The organism is Candidatus Thiosymbion oneisti (genome assembly GCF_004359955.1).
Taxonomy (GTDB): domain Bacteria; phylum Pseudomonadota; class Gammaproteobacteria; order Chromatiales; family Chromatiaceae; genus Thiosymbion; species Thiosymbion oneisti.
The window spans coordinates 1-6,351 of sequence record NZ_SMSC01000061.1 but is presented as its reverse complement, the minus strand read 5'-3'; the positions used below and the strand labels follow the sequence as shown (position 1 = coordinate 6,351).

Sequence of the window (6,351 nt, the reverse complement as noted above, 5' to 3'; positions counted from 1 at the left end):
CACCACTTCAGGGATGCCTGTCTGCCGTCCTAGGGACGGGACAGGCAGGGGCTAGGCATGGCAGACACGGGGCAGGCGGCGAACCGCATCAAAGCAGACCATCGAAAAACCACGCAGCTCGGAATAAGTTTGGAGGCTATCACGTCGCCCGAATCCAAAGCGGCGGCGGGTCTGTGCCATTCGGCCAACACTCCGGTCACACCAAGCTCCATGGGTTTCGGTAAGTACCGGGATAAAAAGCTGCCGCCGCACTCCAAATTTGGAGTGCGCCGGCTTAAGCGGTGTGGCCTGATCGGATCTGAGCGGCATGCGTTACCCTCGGCAGTCGTCGGGAGCCAACCGGTACAGGGGCACCACCTGCACCGTGGCGACGGTGCTTTCGTCCCTGACGGCCGTACCCTAGACGCCTTTTTAGGCAGCACCAAATGATGCCGGACTAAAGATGAAATAATCTGCGAAAATCTGTGTAATCTGCGGATTAAAAAGATTCTTTGTCGGATTACCCGCCCCGCGCCCGCAGGGAACCATGTGTGAGCGGATCTTTCCTATAGGAAAAACCAGTTCACCCCACCGGTGCGGAAAACATACAGAACGGCAATCTCCAGCAAATATGCAGGCCGGTGAGATAGCGGGCTAGGCGTCTGTCCGATACGCTTGTACGGTGCTGGCAACTGGAGTCGGTCGTGATCCGGGCCCGGCACCGGGGGTGGGTTGGGTTGTATCCTCCGTCGCCGAATCGGACGCCGATCTTGGCTCTGCCACCGCTTGTGGTGTCACGGTATCTGACTGTTTGCTGTTGGCATCGGAATCAGCGGGGAGATGGGATGGCGTCTCCTCGTTATCGCCATTGCGGGCCGCCCCCTTTTCCTTATCGTGCCTACCCCTATGCCGACGGTGCGTGGGGCCACCAGGGTCCTGTTCTCCCTGGGCGGACTGGTCCTTGACTGATTCCAGTGGGATGCTGGATGGCTCTCCCGTGGGTCGCGCCGGTTCGGCCCTTGCTTTGTCCGGGGGGGGCCGGGAGGAGTTTTCGGCTTGGAGAAGGCGCCGCTGGGCTCCGGTCGCGGAAGCCGGGTCCGTCCTTGCGCTCGGCCCTGGTGCTACGGCCGCGGCGGGTGTCGACTCGGGTCGAACCGGCGAGGCCTGCCTTCTCGGCCTGGGCTTGGCTGGTGTCGATCGGGTATCGGTGTCCGTGACCCGGACCGCGGACGCTCGGGGCTCCGGCGACTGCTCGCCTTCAGGCCTGGCGTCGGTGACGGATGGGGCGGATGTCGGCTCGGGTTTTTCCGTTGCCGACGGTTGTTGCCTGGAGGTCCGTTGCCCGTCTTCGTCGGTTGCTGTGGGCCCGTTATCGTTCGCCGGCTTGCGTGGCTTCTCACCGGTTGCGTCGGTTTGACTGCGTTGATCTCCCTGACGGCGGCCGTCGCCCTGGCGTTCCTCGCTGCTTCTGCGGCTGCGACCGCGTCCGCGACTGCGGCGACGCGAGCCGCGCTCTCCACTCTTGGGCCGGTCCGATGTGGATGTGTCCACCGCACCATTGGCGGTCGATCCGCACTCGTTTTTGTCTTTTGAAGCTTGGGTGGTGGTCGCTGTCGACGCTTGGCCCGCTTGGCCTGGGTTTGGTTCGGACCGGGCGTCGGGCCGGTCGGGTTTGACCGCGGATTCCCCGCGCTGTCGCGACTGCCCGCCGCGGCGCCGGGATGTCCGCTGGGACTGTTGTCGCGGTACCTTGGGCTCCGATTCTTGAGCCGGGGCCGCTTCGATAGTACGCTCGGGGGCGACTAGGTTCGTCCAGATTCGCTTCAAGAGGCCATTGGCCGGTTTTGTGTTCCGGGGTGTCTCCTCCCGGTTTTGGGTCGGGACGGGCGTGGCGGGCGTGAGCTGCTTGACCGCGGGCTCTTCCGGTCGACCGGCCTCGGCCCGTCGTGGGGGGCCGGGTGGTTCGGCCTCCGCGGTGGTTGTCATCTCGTAGCTCGCCTGCCCCTGCGCAGTTCCTCCCATGTCCTGGGTACGGATACGCTCGATCCGATAATCGGGGGTGTCCATGAGTTGGCTGGGCAGCAGGATGATCTCAACGTCCTGCCGTTGCTCGATTTCGAGGATGGTGCGGCGTTTCTCGTTGAGCAGAAAGGTGGCCACATCGACCGGTATTCGGACCAGGATACGCCCCGTGTTTTCCTTCATGGTCTCTTCTTCGACGATGCGCAGAATAGACAGTGCCAGTGACTCCACGCCGCGAATGGTGCCCTGGCCGCGGCAGCGCGGGCATACGAGTTGGCTCGATTCGCCGAGAGACGGGCGCAGACGCTGACGTGACATCTCCAACAGGCCGAAGCGGGAGATGTGGCCGAGCTGGACCCTGGCGCGGTCCTGCTTGAGGGCCTCCCGCAGCCGGTTTTCCACCTCCCGTTGGTTGCGCGCGGGGGTCATGTCGATGAAGTCGATGACAAACAGGCCACCGAGATCGCGCAGCCGCAGCTGGCGGGCGATCTCGTCCGCCGCCTCCAGATTGGTGTTCAGGGCCGTCTCCTCGATGTCCGCACCTTTGGTCGCTCGCGCGGAGTTAATGTCGATGGAGGTCAGGGCCTCGGAGTGGTCGATGACGATGGAGCCGCCGGAAGGGAGCCGGACTTCGCGCTGGAATGCGGATTCGATCTGGCTCTCGATCTGGTAGCGGGTGAACAGGGGTACCTCATCGTCGTAGAGACGCAGCTTCTTGAGGTTGTGGGGCATCACCTGGCGCATGAACTGGTCTGCCTTCTCGTACATCCGGCGGTCATCGACCACGATCTCGCCGATGTCGGTGCGCAGATGGTCGCGGATAGAGCGAATGATGACATCGCTTTCCTGGTAAATCAGGAAGGGTGCTCCGCGCCCCGCTGCCGATTGCTTGACGGCGTTCCAGAGCTGGGTGAGGTAATCCAGGTCCCACTGCAGGTCTTCGGCGTGCTTGCCCACACCGGCGGTGCGTACGATCAGCCCCATGTCTTGCGGGATCTCGAGTCGGCTCATGGCATCGCGCAGCTCCGCACGCGCTTGCCCCTCGATGCGGCGGGACACGCCGCCGGCGCGCGGGTTGTTCGGCATCAATACCAGGTAGCGGCCGGCGAGGGAGATGAAGGTGGTCAGCGCCGCACCCTTGTTTCCGCGTTCTTCCTTGTCTACCTGGACGATGACTTCCTGGCCGGTGCGCAACGCATCCTTGATGCTGATACGGTTGCCGGGAGTGATGGCGTCCGGGGCAAAGTAGCTGCGGGCGACCTCTTTCAGCGGCAGAAAGCCGTGGCGCTCGCTGCCGTAATCAACGAAGGCGGCCTCCAGGCTGGGCTCGATGCGGACGATGGTCGCTTTGTAGATATTGGCCTTTTTTTGTTCTCGCCCCGGTGCCTCGATATCGAGATTGAAAAGCTTTTGGCCGTCGACAATCGCTACCCGCAACTCCTCCGGCTGAGTTGCATTGATCAGCATTCTCTTCATTATTCTAAAATCCCGCGCTACGGCATGTGTCCGGGCGCCAGACCACCGCAACGCCGGCGGCGCTGTGCCCGTCGTCCGCTATTTCGGACTACGCGGATCTGAAAGGTCCACGCCGGCCCCGGATCGTGCGGGGACACATACCTTGTGTTCCGTCACGGCCACCGCAGTTGTGCGACCGCATGAGTCATGAGTCGGTCCCCGCAACTTCGGGGTACCCTCTAAACCTGGGATTTACAGCAGGCGATGCCGTGCCCTCGAGTCATCTCGATGTACAATCCGCGACTGTTCGCGAAAGACCCGAGAACCTGTCCGGTAAACGCGTAAGCCAGACAAGCCCTGAAACGCGCGGACGCTTTGCCGCTGATGAGGAGGTAAAGTAGCAGGACTTCCGAGATTGTGCCTGAACGCGGAAATGCGGCGGGAACGATCTTGGTGGATGTCTGGCCGTTGGCAGCCGTTGCTGCTGTAAACAACATAAGCTTTCAATGTTATCAGCGGGCAACGATTGCTTCAATTTAAGTTCAGCGCGCGCAGGGTGGGCATGTATAGCTTTGCCTTCAGCTACCAGTCACCAGCTTCCGGCCGTAGCGGAATCGTTTGAACCGCAAAGGCGCAAAGGTGTAGATACTCATATATCATCGATGTCCATAAACAGTGGCGTGAGGCTGGTGCGAATCGACAAGGCCCAGGCAGGGCAGCGCATTGACAACTTCCTCGTGACCCGCATCAAAGGTGTGCCGCGCAGCCACTGGTACCGGGTTCTGCGGCGCGGTGAGGTGCGGGTCAACAAAGGTCGGGTAAAACCGAGTTACCGCCTGCAGCGCGGTGATCTGGTGCGGATTCCCCCTCTGCGTTGCGCACTGCCGACCACCCCTGCATACCCGGCACAGGATCGACTGAGGTATCTTCTGGCGGCGGTGCTCTATGAGGACGAGCATCTCATAGCGTTGAACAAGCCGTCAGGGATGGCGGTGCATGGGGGAAGCGGTCTCAGCTGGGGCCTGATCGAGGCAATGCGGGTTCTGCGTCCCGAACTCCCTGAGCTTGAACTCGTGCACCGTCTCGACCGCGAGACCTCAGGCTGTCTCTTGCTCAGTAAGCGCCGCGGCACCCTGCGTGAGCTGCATCGCCTGATCCGTAATCAAGCCGTGACCAAGCGTTACTTGACGCTGCTCGCCGGACACTTGAAGCGCCGACAGAAGGTCGATGCCCCCTTGCGTAAAAACCTTCTGCGCAGCGGTGAGCGGGTAGTCTGCATCGACCCGCAAGCCGGCAAGCCGGCGCGCACGCTTTTTCGGCCCCTGTGCCGACTCGGAGGTTTTACCCTAGTCGAGGCGGAGCCCCTTACCGGGCGTACTCACCAGATTCGCGTACACGCCGCCCAGCTGGGGGTGCCGGTGGCCGGCGACGAAAAGTACGGCAGCGCCGAGGTGAACCGCCGCCTGCGGGGCATGGGTCTCAGCCGCTTGTTCTTGCACGCCTCCGCCCTAACTTTTCAGCCGAGTTATCGGGATCAGCCACTCCACATCGAGGCGCCTCTACCACAGGAACTGGAGACCCTGATAGGATCAATAAGGGAAGGGAATTTAGAAAGGAAAAGAAAATGAAGGTGTATATTGAAACCTGAATCCGTGAGATAAAATCCAAGGGGAAGTCAGCATATGAGTAATTCCCGGTGGTTCATGCTTTCCTCCAATGGTACAGGATTAACAGGATGCTCAAGATTAACAAGATTTCTTCGTTGTTGGTAAATATGTTGGCCAGGAAAAGAAGAATCGGACCGTTGATCAACTTCGGTAAGGGTGTAACCCAATGCCATTAAGTTAAGCGTCACCGGCGCCGTTTGTGATTGGTTGATCCCTGTTTTCGCTCGCCCTCTCCCCAACCCCTCTCCCGCCGGGAGAGGGGCTTTGAGGCTTAACTTAATGGCATTGGGGTGTAACCGGCGGCGAACGTTCAGAGCAACAGAAAAAAATCCTGTTAATCCTGAACATCCTGTTAATCCTGTCCTATTAGAACATTGCGACAAGCGTTCAGGCGAAACTGTAATCGCTGGGGGATACCACGGGGTAGGTCTTCATGCTCGTTGATTTTGCTCGATATAGAGATTAGCTACTTCACTTCCCGAGTGAATCTTGAGAGTGAATGAATTTGGCCATTACCCCGTTGTTCTATGAAGGGATTGCTCTATGAATAGCTCATTTAGCTCACGGAACTAGGTGAAAGAGAGAATCGCCTGATAGGGTGAATGCACTCGAACGAAAAAAGTGCCACTCATTTTACGCAGATTCTCACGGATTGTTTCATTCTTAATCTGCAAAAATCTGCGTAATCTGTGGATTAACAAGCAATGTTGAGGTTCCTCCATCACTCCAACTACACTGCCGGCGACTGGTGACTGGTTCCGGTCGCCAGCTACCGGTCGTCAGCTTCCGGCTTGGGGCACCGCGCGAAAGTGACAGATATACTGCCACACAGCACAATCCGAGCTTTTGAATTTCCCCCTCACCCCCGCCCTCTCCCGGCGAGGGTATCGCAAAAACGGTGGCGTCAGCTGCCAGTCTGTGAAGTCTAAACCACAGAGGGCACAGAGAACGCAGAGAACACAGAGAAAGGAATCGGCCAATGCTCTGCGTTTTCTGTGTTCTCTGGTGCGCCAGGCGAAGCCTGGTCAGTCTAGCAACCTGAAAGGAGGTTGCCATGTTAAAGAGCTGATAGACATGTCGCTGCGGTCTGTCACGTGGAGGTAACGAAGCGTGGGGAGCGAGGCCGGTTGTTGAACCGAGAACGGCCTCGAAACGCTAATCGCAGGTGGCCAAGCTGCCAGAGAGCTGAAGCCAGCATGCACCGGGAAGAATCAGTGTAAGCACCGGA

At 59.7% G+C, this 6,351-nt stretch carries 3 protein-coding genes; 2 read left to right on the top strand and 1 reads right to left on the bottom strand.

Features of this window, described 5'->3' with window-relative positions; all coding sequences use genetic code 11:
* The first annotated feature begins 57 nt into the window (after nucleotides 1–57).
* Nucleotides 58–429 carry a hypothetical protein gene (locus E1958_RS19175; protein WP_133513301.1) on the top strand — a complete coding sequence of 124 codons (372 nt, stop codon included), beginning with the start codon at nucleotides 58–60 and terminating at the stop codon, nucleotides 427–429.
* Between the two features lie 204 nt (nucleotides 430–633).
* On the opposite strand, the gene rne is transcribed toward E1958_RS19175, so the two are convergent.
* Nucleotides 634–3,477, bottom strand: coding sequence for a ribonuclease E (gene rne / locus E1958_RS19170; RefSeq protein WP_133513300.1), 2,844 nt, complete (start codon nucleotides 3,475–3,477; stop codon nucleotides 634–636).
* 641 nt (nucleotides 3,478–4,118) lie between these two features.
* Here rne and E1958_RS19165 point away from each other — a divergent pair.
* Entirely contained in the window at nucleotides 4,119–5,084 is a 966-nt protein-coding gene (locus E1958_RS19165; RefSeq protein WP_133513299.1) for an RluA family pseudouridine synthase, read from the top strand.
* The last annotated feature ends 1,267 nt before the right edge of the window (nucleotides 5,085–6,351 follow it).

What these genes read in the sequence shown, in the direction of transcription:
- E1958_RS19175 (WP_133513301.1), top strand. Translation starts at nt 58, where the DNA reads ATGGCAGACACGGGGCAGGCGGCGAACCGCATCAAAGCAGACCATCGA.
- rne (WP_133513300.1), bottom strand. Translation starts at nt 3,477, where the DNA reads ATGAAGAGAATGCTGATCAATGCAACTCAGCCGGAGGAGTTGCGGGTA.
- E1958_RS19165 (WP_133513299.1), top strand. Translation starts at nt 4,119, where the DNA reads ATGTCCATAAACAGTGGCGTGAGGCTGGTGCGAATCGACAAGGCCCAG.